Source organism: Tabrizicola sp. TH137 (assembly GCF_002855575.1).
Taxonomy (GTDB): domain Bacteria; phylum Pseudomonadota; class Alphaproteobacteria; order Rhodobacterales; family Rhodobacteraceae; genus Paragemmobacter.
Map to the genome: position 1 here is coordinate 365,310 of NZ_PKRQ01000004.1, position 17,616 is coordinate 382,925.

Consider the following 17,616-nt stretch of genomic DNA (forward strand, 5'->3'; position numbering starts at 1 on the left):
GGCGAGAGGATTGACGCAAGATGGCGATGACCCCCATTCCGGTCGGCAGCGGCAACCCGATCGTGGCGCAGGTGAAGGGCGCGGTCAGCAATGTGATGCGCATGGGCAACCAGCCTGCGCTGCGCCGGGCCATGCCTGCGATCCTGATCCTGTCGGTGGCGGTGCTGGCGGTGGGCGGCTGGATGATGCTGCGGGAACCGTCGCGGATGGTTCTGTTCCCCGGCATGGCAGAGGCGGACAAGGCGCAGGTGATGGAGGCGCTGAACGCGGCGGGGATCAATGCGGCCGTGGACAGCCTGACGGGCCAGATCGAGGTGCCGACGGCGGACTATCACCGCGCGCGGATGCAGCTTGCCTCGCAGGGGCTGCCGACGTCGATGCCGGATGCCAATGCCGTGCTGACCGATCTGCCGATGGGGGCGAGCCGGTCGGTGGAAGGGGCGCGGCTGCGGCAGGCGCAGGAGTTGGAACTGGCGCGGTCGATCACCGAAATCTCGGCCGTGTCGCAGGCGCGGGTGCATCTGGCGCTGCCGGAGAAATCGGCCTTCCTGCGCGACACGCAGCCGCCGCGGGCGTCGGTCTTCCTTCAGCTTGCGCCGGGGCGGATGCTGGAAGCCTCGCAGGTGGAGGCGATCGTGAACCTTGTCTCCACTTCGGTTCCGGGCATGGCACGGGGCGATGTGACGGTGGTGGATCAGATGGGGCGGCTCTTGTCGCGCGGGTCGGATGATCCGGCGGCGGTGGTGTCGGACCGGCAGTTGCAGCACCGTCTTGAGGTGGAGCAGTTGTACCGCGAGCGGATCGAGGCGCTGCTGACGCCCATCGCGGGGCCGGGCAACCTGTCGGTGCAGGTGACGGTGGACATGGATTTCACCCAGAGCCAGATCACCGAGGAGCGGGTCGATCCCAACGGCACGGCGCTGCGGTCGGAACAGTCGGAACTGGTGGAGTCGAGCGAGCCGCCCGCGCGGGGCGTGCCGGGGGCGGTGGCGAACCAGCCGCCGAACCAGGCGGAACTGGAGGAGGCGGGTCAGGTGCCCGCACAGGGCGGGTTGCAGCCTCTGGCGGGGGCGATCACCAACCGGTCCACCGGGACGACGAAGAATTACGAGGTGAGCCGCACGGTGGAGACCACGCAGCCGGCCAGCGCGCGGGTGATGAAGATCAGCGCGGCGATCCTGCTGCGCGCCACGCCGCAGGCCCCGGCGGAAGAAGGGGCGGAGCCGCCCCCGCTGCTGCCCGAGGCGTTGAAGGCCGATCTGGAGCGGCTGGCGCAGACGGCCATCGGCTTTGATGCCGAGCGCGGCGACACCATCACCATCGCGGCGCAGCCCTTCATGGACGAGATGGTGCTGGAAACCCCGACCGACCTGTCCTGGCTTCCCGAAGTGCTGCGCCAGTTGGGGATGATCGCGCTGGTGGCCATCGTGGCGCTGGGGATCATCCGGCCGCTGCTGACGCGGGCCGCGCTGGCGGGCGACGGATCGGCGGGCGGTGGCGGGATGCAGATCGGCGGCGTGGCCGGGGTGGAAGTGGCCGCTGGCGACAGTCTGGACGATGTGCAGGCGCGGCTTGAGGCGCGGCGGGCGAAGCTGACCAATGCGGCCCTGGGCGCGAATGTCAGCCGCGAGGAGAAGTTCGCGGTGCTGCGCCAGATCGTGGCCGAGGACCCGGCCCGCATCGCCTCGGTTCTCCAGAAGATGATGAAGGACGATCCGTCCACCCCGAAAGCCTGAGGAAAGGAGACGCGCCATGCCCGCCCCCCGCCCTGCCCCCGTCCAGAGCAATACCGCGCCGCTTGAACGGCTGACCCCGTTGCAGCGCGCGGCCGTGCTGATGATGCTGTTCGGCGAGCGCGCCGCCGCGGCCGTGCTGCGCAACCTGAGCCCGGGCGAGGTGCAGAACCTTGGGGCGGCGATGTATTCGGTGAGCGACGTGGACCAGCTTACGCTGGAGCATGTGGTGGAAGAGTTCCTGATCGGGCTGAACCGCGAGACGGGGCTGAACCATGGCGCGCCGGTCTATATCCGTTCGGTGATGACCGAGGCGCTGGGCGAGGACAAGGCGCAGTCGATCATCAGCCGGATCAACCCGTCATCGGCCGAGCGGCCGATCGAGATCCTGGACTGGATGGATGCGCGATCCATCGCGGAGCTGATCATCGACGAGCATCCGCAGATCATCGCGCTGGTGATCGCCTGCCTCGACTACAGCCTGGCGGCCGATGTCCTGATGCTGCTGCCGGAAGACGCGCAGCCGGACATCATCCGCCGGATCGCGGATCTGTCGTCGATCCAGCCGGAGGCGCTGCGCGATCTGGAACAGGTGATGCAGCGGAAATTCAAGGCCTCGTCCACCTCGCGAGCCAGCCAGATCGGCGGCGTGAAGGCGGCGGCGCGGATCATGAACTTCACCCGGACGGCGATGGAACAGCGCATCCTGCGCGAAGTGAAGAAGGAGGATCGCGATCTGATGCAGGCCATCATGGATAACATGTTCGTCTTCGACAATCTGGAGCAGTCCGACGAGCGGTCGTTGCAGACCCTGCTGCGCAGCGTGGACAACGAGCAACTGGTGCTTGCGCTGAAGGGGGCGAGCGAGCCGTTGCGCGACAAGCTGCTGGGCTGCATGTCCACGCGGGCGGCGGCGAACCTGCGCGACGAGATGGAAGCGCTGGGTCCGGTCCGGCTGACCGACGTGCAGGAGGCGCAGAAGGGCATCGTGGCGACGGCGCGGAAGCTGTCGGACGAAGGGGCCATCGTGCTTGCCGGGCGCGGCGGCGAGCAGATGGTGTAAGCCATGGCCGAGGGAGAAAGCCCGCGCATGGGACATGCCGAGGTGATGGCGATGATCCGCGCCTCGGCCCAGAGGGGATTTGCGGCAAAGCTTCCGAGTGGGGAGGCGGATGCCGTGTTTCGCCCGGCGCGCATGGACGCGGTGCGGCGGATCGAACCCGAGGCCTCGGCCATGGTCGAGGCGGTGGTGGCGACGGAGGATGGCGGGATCACCGTCGCGGCGGGCGAGGTGATGTCGCCCGCGCGCCAGTCGCCCGTCCCTGCCGCGGTTTCGGTGGAGGAGATGGCGCAGCGCCTGGCCGAGGCGCGGGCCGAGGGATATGCGCAGGGCCGCGCGGACGGGGCCGAGGCGGGCCATGCGGCAGGACATGCCGAAGGGTTGGCGGCCGGGCGGGCCGAAACGGAGGCGGCGATTGCCCCGGCGCGGACGGCCTTCCTTGCCGCCGTGGCGCGGCTGGAAGAGGGCACGGAGCTGGCCGACGGTCTGGCCGACCTGCTGGGTGCGGCGGTGCGCAAGCTGGCGGCGGAACGGGCGGGGCAGATGATCGAGGCGCTTCCCGAAGCTTTTGCCGCGCGGGTGGAGGCGATGGCCGACCGCGTGGCGCAGGGGGTGCGGGCGGTCTCCGTGCGGCTGAACCCGGATGATCTGGAGGCGATCCGCCCGCATCTGGCAGGCTGCGAGGTGCTGGACGGCGCGATGCTGGCCGCCGATGCGCGGCTGGCGCGGGGGGATGTGGAGGTGCGGGCCGAGGGCATCCGCCTGGCCGATCTGCTGGAGGTGCGGGGATGAGCCTGCTGGCGCGGATCGGCGCAGAAGTGGCGCGGCAGACGGTATCGCTGGCACCGCAGGTCGAAGGGCGGGTGCTGCGCTATGACGGGCTGATCCTGGAGGCGACGGGGTTCCCCGCCAGCCCGGGCAGCCTGTGCGAAATCGCCACGGAAACCGGCGATCCGGTGCAGGGGGAGGTGATCGGCTTTGCCCGCGGGCATGTTCTGATGTTCCTCAACCAGCCGGGCGCGGCGATCATGGCGGGCGCGCGGGTGAAGGTGATCGACGGCGGCCAGATGGCCGAGGTGGGCGAGGCGCTGCTGGGTCGGGTGGTGGATGCCGAGGGGCATCCGCTGGACGGGTTGCCCGCGCCCCGCTGCGATGCGGTCTGGCCCTTGGCGGGGCGGTTGATGAACCCGCTGGCGCGGACGGGGGTGGACCGGCCGCTGGATGTGGGCGTGCGCATCCTGAACGCCGCGCTGACGGTGGGGCGGGGGCAGCGCGTGGGCATCATCGCGGGATCGGGCGTCGGGAAATCGGTGCTGATGGAGATGATGGCGCGCTATACCGAGGCCGATGTCATCGTGGTGGGCCTGATCGGCGAGCGGGCGCGGGAGGTGGGGGCCTTTGCGCGGAGCGTGATGCAGGGCGAGGCGGCCAAGCGCATCGCGATGGTGGCGGTGCCTGCGGACCGGTCCCCGCTGCTGCGGCTGCGGGCGGCGCGGCGGGCAACGGCGATTGCCGAACATTTCCGGGCACAGGGCAAGCAGGTGCTGCTGATCATGGACAGCCTGACGCGGGTGGCCCATGCCCAGCGCGAGATCGGGCTGGCACTGGGCGAGCAGCCGACGGCGAAGGGCTATCCGCCATCTGTCGTGTCGCTGATCCCCGGGCTGATCGAGCGGACGGGGCCGGGGCTGCCGGGGGAAGGCGCGATCACGGCGATCTATACCGTTCTGGCCGATGGCGACGATACGACGAATGACCCCGTGGTGGATACGGCGCGGGCCATTCTGGACGGGCATATCGTGCTGTCGCGGCGGCAGACGCAGATGGGCATCTATCCGGCGGTGGACCTGCCGCAATCGGCCAGCCGGGTGATGATGGACATCACCGATGCCGCGCATCAGGCCGCCGCGCAGAAGCTGCGGCGGATGATCACGCTCTATATGGACAACCGCGACCTGATGCTGATGGGCGGCTATGTGCCCGGGCAGGACCCCGATCTGGACGAGGCGATCCGGCTGTGGCCGCGTATCCTCGACCTTGTGCGGCAGAAGCCGCATGAGCCTTCGGATTTCGCGGCGAGCCGTGAGGCGCTGATCGCGCTGGCCGGGACGGGTGGCGCATGAGCGGGAAGAGCCGGGTTCTGGGCCTGATGGCCTTGCAGGAAAAGGCGAAGATCGCGGGCACCCTTTCGGACTTGCGCGAGGCGGCGCGGCAGAAGGACGAGGCGGAGCGGATGGTGGCCCGCTTGCAGGAGGCGCTGGCACGGCAGGGCAAGGGCGAAGGCGTGCGGCTGGCCGCCGAGGTGATGGCCGAGCGGGCCATGGCGGCGCAGATCCTGACGGAGACAGAGCGGCATCGGGCGCGTCAGGAGGCCTTTGCCGCCCGTATGGCCGAGGAACAGGCGAAGCTGGCCCGGCAGGAACATCGCCACCAGACCCTTGCCGACAAGGCCAAGGCCGCGAAGCGCAGCGAGGCCGAGGAGCGGCTGGCGCTGCGCGAGGCGACGCAACCGCCGCGCCGCCGCTGAGGTTGGCATTGCTTTTGCAAGCGGGGCGCAGATGGCCCCTTTCAGGATCGAGAGCGCGATGACCCTGCCTGTCAGCCTTGCCGAGACCCCTGCCCTGCCCCGTGTGGCGGAGACCGCGACCGTGGCCCCTGGCACCAGCGAGGGCGGCACCGCCTTTGCCGAGACGCTTGCCGGGGCGATGGGGCCTGCCGCAGCCGGTGCGGTGGCGCCGAGCAAGGCGGTGGGAAGCGAGGCCGCGCCTGCGGTTGTTGCGCCGGATGCCGAGGCGATGCTTGCCGATCTGGGCCAGCGCGCGATTGCGGTGGAAGGCAAGGGTGCGACGCTGAGCCCGTTGCTGCCGGGGGCCGGGATGGCGGTCAGCGCAGAGGCATCGGTTGCGGCTGTTCCGGCCGAAGCCGTTGTGACGCCGACCGAGATGGCCCCGGAGGCCGCGACCCTTGTTCCATCGCCGGAACCGGCCCTGGAGGGCGCGGCTGTAGTGCCGACGTCGGAAACGATTCCGGGGCCGCTGGTCACCGAGGATGTCGTGGCGGAAGAGGCGGCGACGCCGGACCTTCCCATCTTTGACCTGCCCGGCGAGACCCCGCCGAGCGGGGAGGAGGACGGGACGCCGGATGGTGAGACGCCCCCGCCGGAGGAGGTGCCGATCGACCTGTCCCTGGCGACGCTGCTTGCCGTTGCCTTGCCGCCCGGGTCGGATACGACGGGTGAGGCGCCGCCGGTGGCCACGCAGGATGCAGCCGTGGAGGCCGCGCAGCGCGCGATGGCCGCAGCGATCGCCCTGCCGGGTCTGGCCAGGCTGGACAAGCCGGCGAAAGGGCCGCTGGAGGCGCCGGAGATGCCGGAGCCCTTCAGCGAGGCGCCGACGGAGACCGCCGAAGAGGCGGAGGTGGTGCCGACCAAGGCCCCGGCGTCCAATGACCTGCGCCCTGCCCCGGTGACGCCGACCCCGGTGGCGGCGGATGCGCGCAGCCCTGCCGAGGCGCGGCGCGAGGCGGTGACGGAGATCGTCGCTGCAGTGAGCGGCGAGACGGCGGAGGTTTCGGGAAGCACGACCTCGACCAGCACGACTGCGACGACGCAGGCGGGAGCCCAGACGATGCCGCTGGTCGCGGGCGGGCCGATCCAGACCGGACGCCCGGGCTGGGAAGCGGCGCTGGCCGACCGGATCGCGGCGGAGCTTTCGGGGGATGGCAAGGAGATCGAGCTGGAACTGGCTCCAGAAAAGCTGGGCCATCTGAAGATCCGGCTGGAAGTGGTGGATGGGCTGGCGCAGGTGCGCATCGTGACGGAAACGCCGGAAGCGGCGCGGCTGTTCCAGCAGAACGAACACCGGCTGTCGGAAAACCTGTCGCGGGCGGGGCTGAGCCTTGGCGGGCAGGACACGATGAGCCGGGACGCGCAGAGCGGCAACGCGCAGGGCCAGAACGGCCAGGGCCAGGGCCCGGCTGACCGGGGCGGCCGTCCGCGCGGCATGGAGATGCATTTCGACCGTCAGGGCACGGGTGCCTTGGCCGAACTGGCCGGGCGCACGCCGCGCGGGCTGGTTAATCTGATTGCCTGAGGGAACTGAACCATGAGCAGCGAAACCGTAGATGTCGTCGCGCCGCGCAAGAAGGGGCGCATCCTGGGCCTTCTGGGAAAGCTTTTCGGGGCGGTCATCCTGCTGGGGGCGGGGTTTGGCGGCGGCTATGTCTATTTCGCCAATCCCTTTTCGCCCACGCAGGATATGCTGCGCCTGATCGAGCCGGAAGCGGCGGCCCAGGCCGAGGCGGAGGCGGAGGGGCGCGAGAAGGTGCCGAAAGAAACGCCGGACGAGACGCTGTTCGCGACGCTGTATTTCACCTTCCCGGAGCCGATCACGTCCAACCTCAAGGACTCGCGGTCTTTTCTCCAGGTGCAGATCGGGGTTTCGACGCAATATGACGAGCAGGTCATCAAGAATGTGGAGACCCACAAGCTTGCCCTGCAATCCGACATGCTGGCGGTGATCGCGACTTTCACGGAAGAGGATATCGCGGGGCCGAACGGGCGGGCGCGGCTGGCGGATGCGCTGAAGGATGCGGTGAATGCGCGGCTGGAGCGGATGGAAGGCTTTGGCGGTATCGAGGACGTGTTCTTTCCGTCCTTCATGATGCAGTAAGGGGACGCGCGATGGCGATGACCCCGCGCAAGCTTTCCGCCAATGAGGTGGCCGCCCTTGTCGGCGGCCTGATGGACACGACGAGCTTCGGCCAGTCGGCGGATGGCGTCGAGGTTCGGCCTTATACCTTTGGTTCCAATGATCTTTCCCTGATGGGCGATTACCACGCCCTGCGGATGATCAACGAAAGGTTTTGCCGGATCGCGCGGTCGGTCTTTCTGCCGATGCTGCGCATCCAGCCGCGGATTTCGGCCTTTCCGGCCGAGATGCGGAGTTTCGACGACTATCGCAACAGCCAGGACAATTTCGTTTCGCTGACGAATACGCGGATCGAGGAGTTGCGGGGAAGCCATCTGATCGTGATCCCGCCGCCCTTCATCAGCCTGCTGACGGATGCCTATTACGGGGGGGCGATCCGCTATGTGAAGAACGGGCGGAACGAGTTCACGGCGACCGAGCAGCGGGTGATCGAGATTGTCACCGACCGGCTGAACAGCGCGCTGCAACTGGCCTGGCGCGACCTGATGCAATTGACCTTCACCGTCCAGACCCGGGAAGAGAACATGCAATTCGCCGCCTTCGTGGACGGCGATGACATGATCGTTAACTGTTCCTTCATGGTTCAGCTGCCCGATGCGGAGCCGGCCAGTTTTGATATTCTCTATCCGCTTCAGACACTTAAGCCGATCTCCAGCCAGTTGCGTTCGCGGACCCAGTCGGACTCGCTTGAGGATGATGCAAGCTGGCGCGAGCGGCTGGAACGGGCAGTCATGTCCATTCCGCTGGAGGTGCGGACGCGGCTTTGCGAGCCGGAGATCCCGCTGAAGAAGCTGGCGTCGCTGAAGGAGGGGGACATCGTCCCCGCCAAGGTGACGGATGTGGTGCAGGTTCTGATCGACGGGAAGATCTTTTTCGAGGCGGTGCCGGGGGAGTTGGGGGGGAAGTCGGCATTGAGCATCAGCAAACGTGTGAGAGGATAAGAAAAGATGAGCGAAGCGGCGGCAGCGGCGGGCGGCGACGGGTTGCGCCTGCTGGAGAATATCGGGGTGAAGCTGACGGTCGAGGTTGGCCGGGCAGAGCTGACCATCCGGGATCTTCTAAGACTTTCAGAGGGTTCGGTGATCGAACTGGACCGGCTGGCGGGCGATCCGCTGGATGTTCTGGTGAATGGCACCCTGATCGCCAAGGGCGAGGTGGTGATGGTGGGCGAACGGTTCGGCATTCGCTTTGGCCAGATCATCGACCCGGAAAAGCGGGCGGAAAGCCTGTAACGGCTGTGCCGTATCTTGTGCCGCATTCTGTGCAGCAAACTGTGGCCACGGAGCGGGCGGGGGTTTGAGGGCCCGGAAAGGATCAGGCAGGGCCGAGCGCATCGAGGATGATGCGCGAGGACTTGTCGCCGATCTTGGGCAAGAGGCGCAATTCGCGGATCAAGTGGCGGCGCGGCATGGCGCGGGCCTCTGAGAGGGCCAGGTCGAAGAAGGGATGTTCGAGGGCGCGGCTGCTGGGCAGGCCGTCGATGCGGTGGGAGGCGATCCAGTCGCGGAAGGTGTCGGACAATTGACCCTCGGGGAGGAAGCGGGTGACGCGGGGCAAGCCTAGCCGCCGCGCGGCGCGGGGATCAGACAGACGAAGGTCTGGCTGCGGCTGACGTCGGGATGGGCGGCGGCCCGGCATTCCCCTGCTGCGCGAAAAATGGTGCGATTTCGTTCCATCCGGGCCGGGCGCGGCACGGGCTTTGCAGGGAATGGGCATGTGTCGCCCTTCTGACGGAGCCCCGCCTTGGACGTGATCCGACCTGACCAGATCCTGACCCTTGTGCTGTTCATGGCCGTGCTTTGCCTTGGCTGGCTGGCGGTGAAGATGAATCGCGGCGGCCTTGCGCGGCGGCTTGCGGGGGACCGGCGGATGCGGCTGGTGGAGGTGGCGGCGCTGTCGCCCACGGACCGGGCGATGATCCTGAAGGTGGATGCGCGCGAATTCCTGATCCTGCGCTGCCGGGGCGAGGCGCCGGTGGTGACGGCGCTGGAGCCCGCCGCCACGGCGACCCCTGTGGCAGCCCCTGCGGCCGGGACGGAGGGCGCGGCATGATGCGGCTTCTGCCCTTTCTTCTGCCCCTCATTCTGGTGTCGCTGCCCGAGGGCGCGCTGGCGCAGGGCCTGCCCGCGCTGACCATGACCGAGACAGAGGGCGGGACGACCTATTCGCTGTCCTTGCAGATCGTGGCGCTGATGACGGCGCTGACGGTGCTGCCGTCGATCGTGCTGGGGATGACCGCCTTCACGCGGATCATCATCGTGCTGTCGATCCTGCGGCAGGCGCTGGGCACGCAGCAGACGCCGCCGAACCAGGTGCTGATCGCGCTGGCGCTGTTCCTGACATTCTTCGTGATGCAGCCGACGATGACCGCCTTCTATGAACAGGCGCTGTCGCCCTATCTGGACGGGCAGATGCCCGCCGACCAGGCGATCGAGATCGGCAGCGGCATCCTGCGCGCCTTCCTGATCGAGAACACGCGGCAGAACGATCTTTTGATGTTCCAGCAACTGGCGGGAGATGGCCCCTATGCCACGCAGGACGATGTGCCGATGTCGGTGCTGCTGCCGGCCTTCATCACCTCGGAACTCAAGACCGCGTTCCAGATCGGGTTCCTGATCTTTCTGCCCTTTCTGGTGATCGACATGGTGGTGGCGTCGATCCTGATGGCGCTGGGGATGATGATGCTGTCGCCGATGCTGGTGTCGCTGCCGATCAAGCTTTTGCTGTTCGTGCTGGTGGATGGCTGGGCTTTGACCGTGGGGTCGCTGGCCGCGACCTATGGCGTGGGGGGATAGATGGATTTCGACAGCAATATCGAACAGCTTCGGCTGGCCTACTGGAACATCCTGCTGGTGGCGGGGCCGGTGCTGACGGTGGCGCTGATCACCGGCCTGGTGATCGGGATCGTGCAGGCGGCGACGTCGATCAACGAACAGACCCTGAGCTTTGTGCCGAAGCTGGCGATTTCCATGCTGACCATGGCGCTGGCGTCGGGGTTCATGCTGACGGTGATGACCGACTATTTCAACTATGTCTTCGAAACCATCCGGGCGATCCGGTGAGGGCGCGCTGATGGGGGGCGAGTTTCCGCTGCCGGGCATGGGGCTTTCGGCCATCACGGGATGGCTGGCGCAATATGTCTTTGCCATGCTGCGGATCGGGGCCTTCCTTCTGGCGGCGCCCTTTTTCGGCGGGCGCTTCGTGCCGCTGCCGGTGCGGATCATGGCGACGGCGGTGCTGGCCCTGCCGGTGATGGCGGGGGGTGTGGCGCTGCCCGCGCCCGCCGATCTGGCGGGGCTGTCGGCGGTGCCAATGATCCTGAACGAATTGGCGCTGGGGCTGGTGGCGGGGCTTGTGCTGACCATCCTCTTCAGCGCGGCGGCGCTGGCGGGGGACCGGATCGCGGCGACGGCGGGGCTTGGCTTCGCGGCGCAGTTCGATGCGGCGGCAGGCGGGCAGACGCCGGTGGTGGCGCAGCTTTTCGGGCTGTTCATGACGGTGATCTTCTTTTCGGTGGACGGCCATCTGGTGGCGATCCGGATCGTTCTGGAAAGCTATCAGGCCGTGCCGCCCGGAACGCCCATCGGGTTTGACCGGATGGTTCTGGCGGGGCTTACGGCGGGGTCGCAGATGTTCGCTCTGGGCCTTGCGGTGATGATGCCGGTGATCGCGGTGCTGCTGCTGCTGAACATCGCGGTGGGGGTGGTGACGCGGTCTGCGCCCACGCTGAACATCTTTTCCTTCGGCTTTCCGCTGACGATGACGGTGACCTTGCTTCTGCTTTACCTGACGGCGCCGGGGACGGCCGCCTCGATGGAAGAGGTGGTTCGGGCGGGGCTGTCGATGATCAGCGACCTTCTTCTGGGAGGTGGCGGTGGCTGAGGAGAATGACGGCGCCGAAAAGTCACATGAGCCGACGCAGAAACGGCTGGATGACGCGAAGGAGGAAGGGAATGTCCTGACCTCGAAAGAGGCGATGGTCTTTGCCGGGATGGCGGTGGGGACCGGGGTTCTGGCGATGTCGGTGCAGGCGATGCCGGCGCTGCTGCCGAAGTTCCAGTCCTATTTCCTGCTGGAGGTCGGGGCCGATCTGGACGGGGTGGTTGCGGCGCGGATCGCGACGGCCTTCTGGCAGATCCTGGGCCTGGCGGTGGTGGTGGCGGTGCCTGTCGTGCTGGCGGTGATCGCGGTGCAGGTGGCGATGGGGGGGATGCACTGGTCGTCGAAGGCGGCGGGGATGAAGTGGAGCCGGATCGACCCGATGGCGGGGATCAAGCGGATGGTGTCTTCGACGGCGCTGGCGGAACTGGGCAAGGCGGTGGCCAAGGTGGTGGTGCTGGGCACGGTGGGCTGGGCGATGCTGTCGGCGGCGCTGCCGGTGCTGGAGCGGCTGTGGCAGGTGGGGCCTGCGGCGGCGGCGGCGATCCTGGGCGATGTGACGCTGCGGATGATGTGGGGGCTGGTGCTGGGCCTGGCGGCGGTGGCGGTGCTGGACGTGGCCTGGCAATGGTATCATCGGCGTCAGCAGATGATGATGTCCTTGCAGGAGGTGAAGGACGAGAACAAGGAGCAGAACGGGTCGCCCGAGGTGAAGGGCCGTCTGCGGCAGTTGCAGATGGAGGTGAGCCGCAATGCCTCGCGCCGCAGGAAGGCGCTGGATGACGTGCCGCGGGCGACGGCGATCGTGACGAACCCCACCCACTTTGCCGTGGCGATCCGCTATGTGCCGGGCGAGACGCGGGCGCCGCTGATCCTGGCCATGGGCAAGGGGCCGATGGCGCTTGAGATCATGGAGCGGGGGCGGAAGGCGGGGCTGGCACCGGTGCAGATCCCGGTGCTGGCGCGGGCTTTGTATTTCACCGGGGATATCGGGATGGAGATCAACGAGCAGCTTTACGCCGCGGTGGCGGCGGTGCTGGCGCATGTCTATCGGCTTGATCGCGGCGAAGGGTCGGTGCTGCCCGACATCGAGCTGCCGCCCGAGCTGCGGTTCAGCGAATTCGGGCAGCCCGAGGCACGGAGGTATGGATGACGAAACGCAGCCAGAAGACGACCGGGGAGATGATTTCGACGATCGTCTTTGCCGGGGCGGGGTTCTTCCTGATGCTGGGCGCGCTGGACGAAAGCCTGACGGTGGGCGAGCGGCTGGCGCTTGGCTTTGGCGCGCTGGGCGGGTTCGCGGCGGCGGGGCGGTTCCTGATCGCCGCGCTCTGGGCGCGGTGGCGGTGATGGCACGGGACTTGCTGTGATGCCAGGCAAGAAGAAGGAGATGGCCATGAGCAGCACCGAGACGCCGGAGACGGAAGCCGGGAAAGCCGCCGGCGATGATGTGAGCGACGGCATCCGCCGTGCGCTGGAGGCCGCGGCGGTGGCCAATGATGCGGCGCAGGATCTGTCTGACCTTTCGGCGGCGCATCGCAAGTTTGCGGAAGCCGTGATCGCGGGCCAGCGGCGCAACACGATGATCGCGTCGGGGGCGCTGGCCGGGTCTGTGATTGCGGTGGCGCTGGGCGGGCTGGTCTATTTCCGGTCGGTCGCCGATCTGCGGCTGGCGGCGGCGGTGCAGTCGGAGGCGGCGGCGCTGCTGGTGGAAGAGGTCAAGCAGATCGACGGGATCGGCGACCGGGTGGACGAACAGCAGGCGAAGATGGCAGGCGACCTTCTGGCCCTGCTGGAGCAGGTGAAGGACGAGATCCGCATCGCCGGGGCCGAGGCGTTGAAACTGCCCGAGACAGAGCCTGTGGACCCGGCCGCGATTGCCGAAACGGTGCAGGCGGGCCTCAAGACGGAACTGGACACGCGCCATGCCGAGGTGATGGAGGCGCTGGCCGAGATCAAGGTGGACGGGATCGGCGCCAACATGGACGAGTTGCGCGCGCTGATCGCCGAGATGAAGGCGCGCGGCACGGCAGCGGCGGCCGAGGCAGCCGGTGCCACGGCGCGACCGGCGGCGGCCCCTGCCCCTGCGGCACAGACGGGCGCGGCGCGCAACACGCGCCCGGCGGCGCGGGCGGCAAGCGCGCCGGAACCCAACCCCTTCGTCTATCCGTGACCGGGCCATGAGCCAGACGGGCCTTGATGCAGCGACCGGGCCGACGGAGGCGCCGACCGGCCCGATGACCCTGCGCCTGCGCGAGGGATCGGTTTCGCCCGAGGGGCGGCGGCTGGGCCTTGTCGGGGGCGAGGTTCTGCTGGCGGTGAATGGCCTGGCCTTCGAGGGCAAGGAGACGGCGCTGGCCGCGCGGCTGGCGATGCGGCGGGGCAAACCGCTGGCGCTGACCTTCGGGCGCGAGGGCGGCACGCTGCTGGTTCTTGCGACGACGACGGCGCTGGGTCGCTGGGAGGCGGTGCCGGCGGTGCCTGGGCCCGAGGGCGAGGCGGCGCGCATCGACCCGGACGGATTGCGGAATTTCGAGGTGATGCGCGATGCGGCGGGGCAATATGACCTTTATGGCGTCACCGTCCCGGTGCTTGCGATGATAGCGCCGCCCCTGTGGCTGTTCCAGATGCGCGTCTGGTCGGCGGGGGCGACGCTGCTGGCGGCGCTGGCGGCGGCGGCCATCGTGACGCCCTGGCTTTCGCTGGCGGTGTGGCTGTCGGCCTCGCTCTGGATCCGGCGGGCGGCCTTGCCCTTGTTGCGGGCGGACCGGATGGCGCGGGGCCTGTCCTTTGCGGGTGTGGTGGCGGCGCGGAACGAGGCGGAGGCCCATGCGACGCATCAGGCCCGGTCGCCGGGCGCGCGCTGCATCTTCTGCCCGGCACGGGAAGGGGTGGCACAGACGGCCTGAATGGCTGGCCCCAATGGGCGCATGAAAAAGGCCCGCCTGACCGGCGGGCCTTTTCCTGTTGTGAGCGGGAGACCTGACTTCCCTTTCACTGGAGTCTTTGACGATATCGACCGGAACCGGCCGGAATGTTAGGCCGCCATGGCGGAAGTTGCCCTTGGAGGCCCGTTCAGACCTTGGTCATCATGGCGCGGCGGCGGCGATCGACCGAGGAGGCGATGCGAAGCTGGTCGCGATACTTTGCCACCGTCCGTCTTGCAAGCTGGATGCCATCCTCCTGCCCGATGACGCGGGCAATGATATCATCCGACAGGGGCTCTTCGGGGTTCTCGGCGGCGATGAGCTTCTGGATGCGGTGGCGGATCGCGGCGGCGGAGCCTGCCTCGCCACCTTCGCCTTCGCGGGCGGCGAGGGCGGCGCTGAAAAAGCTTTTCAGCGGGAAGGTGCCCTGCGGCGTGGCGATGAGGATGCCCGAGCAGACGCGGGAGACGGTGCTTTCGTGCACGCCGATCGCCTCGGCCACTTCGCGCAGGACCATGGGGCGCAGGCGCGAGGGGCCGTGTTCCAGGAATTCGGTCTGGCGGCGGACGACTTCGGCGCCGACCTTCAGCGTGGTCTGGTTGCGGTGTTCCACCGCACGCGAGAGCCAGCGGGCGACCGAGAGGCGTTCGGAGACATAGGCGTTTGCCTCGATCCGGCGGAGGGAGAGGCGGCGCGCCTCGCCTTCGCGGACGACGACGGTGGGCAGGGTGGAGCGGTTGAGGTCCACGCGCCAGCCATCGGGGCCGCGGGTGACCAGAAGATCGGGGGCGCGCTGCGGCATCGGCGCGGCGTCGAAGGTGGCGCCGGGTTTGGGGTTGAAGCTGCGCAGGTGGCGGAGCATCGCCTTGAGGTCATCCATCGAGACGCCGCAGACGCGGCAGAGACCGCGCAGATCGGCCTGGGCCAGCATCGGCAGATTGTCGAGGAGCGTTGCGAAGGCCGGGGTCAGAAGGCCCTGGTCGCGGGCCTGAAGGCGCAGGCATTCGGCGAGGTTGCGGGCGAAGAGACCGGCGGGTTCCACCTGATGCAGGCGGTGAAGGAGCGCTTCCACCTCGGACTCGTCCACCAGCAGGCGGTCGGCGATGGCGGAGAGGGATTGGCCGAGCCAGCCCGAGGGTTCCAGCGCGTCGAGGAAGGCCTCGGCCATCATCGATTCCCGCGGGGAGAGGCCGAGACGGGCCACTTCGGCGGCGGCATGGGCATAGAGCGAAGGGCCGGGATCGGCGGCGAGTTGACCGAGCTTGTCCCAGTCATCTTCGCCGGAGCGGAGCTGGGAGGGAAGGGTCAGGTCGCGGGCCGTGCTGGCGCCCTTGGGTTGGGCGGCGCGGGCGCCGAGTTCGAGGAAGGGATTTTCCTCGGCCTGGGATTCGATGAAGGAGGCGAGGTCGGTATTGCCCATCTGAAGAAGCTGGATCGCCTGCTGAAGCTGGGCGGTCACGACGACGGACTGGCGCTGGCCGATGGACTGGGACGTGAAAAGCTGCATGGTCAATGTCTCCTTGCAGCGAAGATGACTCGGGTCCGCGGGGGGCTGCAAAATTTTGGTTTGACACCCCTAAAATGGCCTTATACCGCAGGTTTATGCGGGTTTCTGACGCCTTAAGACATTGAAAATAAAAGAAACCCCCGGTCCGTATGGACCGGGGGCATCCTTTCGTCTGTCGGGCTTTCGTCAGCCGCGGAGGAGACTCAGCACGTTCTGCTTGGACGAGTTCGCCTGGGCGAGCATCGCGGTGGCGGCCTGCGAGAGGATCTGGCCGCGGGCGAGGTTCGTCGATTCCTTGGCGAAGTCCGCATCCGTGACCTGCGAGCGGGCGGTCTGAACCGAGACCGAGATGTTGGTCAGGTTCGAGATCGTCGAGTCGAGGCGGTTCGACTGCGCACCGAGGTTACCGCGCGCCTGGCTGATCTTTTGCAGCGCGACGTCCAGGACGCCGATGGCTTCGGCGGCGGACTCGGCGGTGGACAGGTCGATATCGGCCACCGCAGAGAGTTCGGCGTTTTCGGCACGGTTGGCGAAGAAGCCAACTTCGGTGCCGCCCGGGGCGCCCGGATCCGACGAGTTGACCGAGAAGGCCTGCGTCGAGGTGAAGGTCACTTCACCGGTGATCGTCGCCGCGGTGACCGGGGTGTTGTCGTCGGTCAGCGTGGTCGCGGTCCCGACTTCGGCACCCGAGCCGTCGAGGGCGATCACTTCGAGGTTGGGTTCGTTGGCCGGCGTGGTCGAGTTGCTGGCGTCGTAGGCCGTGATCTCGATGTTTTCGCCGGTGGAGTTGGTGAGGATGATCTCGGAGTTGTCCTCGCCCATCGACGCCGTCACGCCGGTGGCGCTGGTCTTGGAGTTGATCGCGTCACGCAGCGAGCGGAGGTCATCCACATCGCCGATGGCGACGGTGCCGATGTTGGTGCCGTTCACGGCGAAGGAGACCATGCCTTCGGCGCTCATGTTCGACAGCTTGGCCTTGGTGACAGCGGTGGCTTCGACGCCGGTGGCCGCCGATTCCGCGTTGACCTTGGCCGCAAGCTGACGTGCCGAGTCGGTGGCCGTCGCGCTGACCGTCGCGGAGCCTGCGAAGCCCGAGATGGCGAGGGTCTGCGCACCACGCACGCCGGTCGTACCGGAAGCGATGGAGACGTCCGACTTCATCTTGAAGGCGCCGATTTCGGTGGCGGCGGTGGAGTCGATGGAGATGTTCAGCGTCTGGCCGGCATCGGCACCGATCTGGAACTGCTTGCCCTGGAAGGAGCCATCCATGACCTTCATGCCGTTGAAGGTGGTGTTTTCGGCGACGCGGTTGATTTCCGCGACGAGCTGGCGGGCTTCTGCCGTGATGTTGCCGCGGTCAGAGCCGGTGTTGGTGTCCGAAGCGGACTGCACGGCCAGTTCCCGAACGCGCTGGAGCATGTTCGAGACTTCGACATGCGCGCTTTCCGTGGTGTCCAGCAGGTTCTTGCCGTCAGCGGCGTTGCGGATGGCCTGGTTGATGCCCATGACCTGCGAGGTCATCTTTTCCGCGATGGCCATGCCGGCCGCGTCGTCCTTGGCGCCGTTGATGCGCAGACCGGAAGACAGGCGGGTCATCGCCGTGTTGAAGTCGTTGTTGACCTTGTTCATGTTGGCCTGTGCCGAGATGGCACCGATATTCGTATTGATCGTCGTCATGGTTTCAGCCTCCTGATACCCTTTCGCGCCCCAATTGCGCTCGGCAATGACAACGGCCTGTTACGCAGATGTTTAGCGACAGGTAAAAAATTCGACGGGAAGGCCAGTTTTTCCGGAGTTTTGG

General features: G+C 67.7%; 20 protein-coding genes. 17 read left to right on the forward strand and 3 right to left on the reverse strand.

Translation table 11 applies throughout. The annotated features are described in order from the left end of the window. The first annotated feature begins 20 nt into the window (after window positions 1-20). From fliF to fliN, 9 genes are read left to right on the forward strand one after another with little or no spacing between them, the layout of a single operon-like run. Complete coding sequence (fliF, locus tag C0V75_RS14520; protein ID WP_101921662.1) at window positions 21-1,736, forward strand: flagellar basal-body MS-ring/collar protein FliF; 1,716 nt, start codon at window positions 21-23, stop codon at window positions 1,734-1,736. A 16-nt stretch (window positions 1,737-1,752) separates the two neighbouring features. Beyond that, a complete protein-coding gene (fliG, locus tag C0V75_RS14525) occupies window positions 1,753-2,796 on the forward strand; it encodes a flagellar motor switch protein FliG (RefSeq protein ID WP_101921663.1) in 1,044 nt (347 codons plus the stop codon). A 3-nt stretch (window positions 2,797-2,799) separates the two neighbouring features. Further along, window positions 2,800-3,585 carry a FliH/SctL family protein gene (locus C0V75_RS14530; RefSeq protein ID WP_101921664.1) on the forward strand — a complete coding sequence of 262 codons (786 nt, stop codon included), beginning with the start codon at window positions 2,800-2,802 and terminating at the stop codon, window positions 3,583-3,585. Beyond that, entirely contained in the window at window positions 3,582-4,916 is a 1,335-nt protein-coding gene (locus tag C0V75_RS14535) for a FliI/YscN family ATPase (protein ID WP_101921665.1), read from the forward strand. Before C0V75_RS14530 ends, C0V75_RS14535 begins: the two co-directional genes overlap by 4 nt. Continuing rightward, window positions 4,913-5,320 (forward strand): hypothetical protein, encoded by a 408-nt coding sequence (locus C0V75_RS14540; RefSeq protein WP_101921666.1) that lies wholly within the window; start codon window positions 4,913-4,915, stop codon window positions 5,318-5,320. The genes C0V75_RS14535 and C0V75_RS14540 overlap by 4 nt, the downstream gene beginning before the upstream one ends. A 31-nt stretch (window positions 5,321-5,351) precedes the next feature. After that, window positions 5,352-6,884 carry a flagellar hook-length control protein FliK gene (locus tag C0V75_RS23685; protein ID WP_254216478.1) on the forward strand — a complete coding sequence of 511 codons (1,533 nt, stop codon included), beginning with the start codon at window positions 5,352-5,354 and terminating at the stop codon, window positions 6,882-6,884. A 12-nt stretch (window positions 6,885-6,896) separates the two neighbouring features. Further along, window positions 6,897-7,463, forward strand: a complete 567-nt coding sequence (gene fliL, locus C0V75_RS14550; RefSeq protein ID WP_101921667.1) for a flagellar basal body-associated protein FliL — start codon at window positions 6,897-6,899, stop codon at window positions 7,461-7,463. Between the two features lie 11 nt (window positions 7,464-7,474). Next, complete coding sequence (gene fliM / locus C0V75_RS14555) at window positions 7,475-8,443, forward strand: flagellar motor switch protein FliM (protein ID WP_101921668.1); 969 nt, start codon at window positions 7,475-7,477, stop codon at window positions 8,441-8,443. 6 nt (window positions 8,444-8,449) lie between these two features. Beyond that, entirely contained in the window at window positions 8,450-8,734 is a 285-nt protein-coding gene (gene fliN / locus C0V75_RS14560; protein WP_101921669.1) for a flagellar motor switch protein FliN, read from the forward strand. A gap of 82 nt (window positions 8,735-8,816) precedes the next feature. On the opposite strand, the gene C0V75_RS14565 is transcribed toward fliN, so the two are convergent. After that, entirely contained in the window at window positions 8,817-9,023 is a 207-nt protein-coding gene (locus C0V75_RS14565; protein ID WP_101921670.1) for a hypothetical protein, read from the reverse strand. A gap of 222 nt (window positions 9,024-9,245) precedes the next feature. Between C0V75_RS14565 and C0V75_RS14570 the strand changes: the two genes are divergently transcribed. From C0V75_RS14570 to C0V75_RS14605, 8 genes are read left to right on the forward strand one after another with little or no spacing between them, the layout of a single operon-like run. Further along, window positions 9,246-9,554, forward strand: a complete 309-nt coding sequence (locus tag C0V75_RS14570) for a flagellar assembly protein FliO (RefSeq protein WP_101921671.1) — start codon at window positions 9,246-9,248, stop codon at window positions 9,552-9,554. Further along, entirely contained in the window at window positions 9,551-10,297 is a 747-nt protein-coding gene (fliP, locus tag C0V75_RS14575) for a flagellar type III secretion system pore protein FliP (protein WP_101921672.1), read from the forward strand. Before C0V75_RS14570 ends, fliP begins: the two co-directional genes overlap by 4 nt. Beyond that, window positions 10,298-10,564 carry a flagellar biosynthesis protein FliQ gene (gene fliQ, locus C0V75_RS14580; protein WP_101921673.1) on the forward strand — a complete coding sequence of 89 codons (267 nt, stop codon included), beginning with the start codon at window positions 10,298-10,300 and terminating at the stop codon, window positions 10,562-10,564. Next, on the forward strand, window positions 10,533-11,384 hold the full coding sequence (fliR, locus tag C0V75_RS14585; protein ID WP_254216479.1) for a flagellar biosynthetic protein FliR: 852 nt from the start codon (window positions 10,533-10,535) through the stop codon (window positions 11,382-11,384). The genes fliQ and fliR overlap by 32 nt, the downstream gene beginning before the upstream one ends. After that, window positions 11,377-12,534, forward strand: coding sequence for a flagellar biosynthesis protein FlhB (locus tag C0V75_RS14590; RefSeq protein WP_101921791.1), 1,158 nt, complete (start codon window positions 11,377-11,379; stop codon window positions 12,532-12,534). The genes fliR and C0V75_RS14590 overlap by 8 nt, the downstream gene beginning before the upstream one ends. After that, window positions 12,531-12,731: a hypothetical protein gene (locus C0V75_RS14595; protein WP_101921675.1), complete on the forward strand. Its 201-nt coding sequence runs from the start codon at window positions 12,531-12,533 to the stop codon at window positions 12,729-12,731. The genes C0V75_RS14590 and C0V75_RS14595 overlap by 4 nt, the downstream gene beginning before the upstream one ends. Before the next feature lie 46 nt (window positions 12,732-12,777). After that, window positions 12,778-13,554, forward strand: coding sequence for a hypothetical protein (locus C0V75_RS14600; RefSeq protein ID WP_143710431.1), 777 nt, complete (start codon window positions 12,778-12,780; stop codon window positions 13,552-13,554). 7 nt (window positions 13,555-13,561) lie between these two features. After that, complete coding sequence (locus tag C0V75_RS14605) at window positions 13,562-14,290, forward strand: hypothetical protein (RefSeq protein WP_101921677.1); 729 nt, start codon at window positions 13,562-13,564, stop codon at window positions 14,288-14,290. Between the two features lie 166 nt (window positions 14,291-14,456). Here C0V75_RS14605 and rpoN read toward each other — a convergent pair whose 3' ends face one another. Together rpoN and C0V75_RS14615 are read right to left on the reverse strand one after the other, a co-directional pair. After that, window positions 14,457-15,815 (reverse strand): RNA polymerase factor sigma-54, encoded by a 1,359-nt coding sequence (gene rpoN, locus C0V75_RS14610; RefSeq protein ID WP_101921678.1) that lies wholly within the window; start codon window positions 15,813-15,815, stop codon window positions 14,457-14,459. Window positions 15,816-16,001: 186 nt separating this feature from the next. Beyond that, window positions 16,002-17,492, reverse strand: a complete 1,491-nt coding sequence (locus tag C0V75_RS14615) for a flagellin (protein WP_101921679.1) — start codon at window positions 17,490-17,492, stop codon at window positions 16,002-16,004. Between the last annotated feature and the right edge of the window lie 124 nt (window positions 17,493-17,616).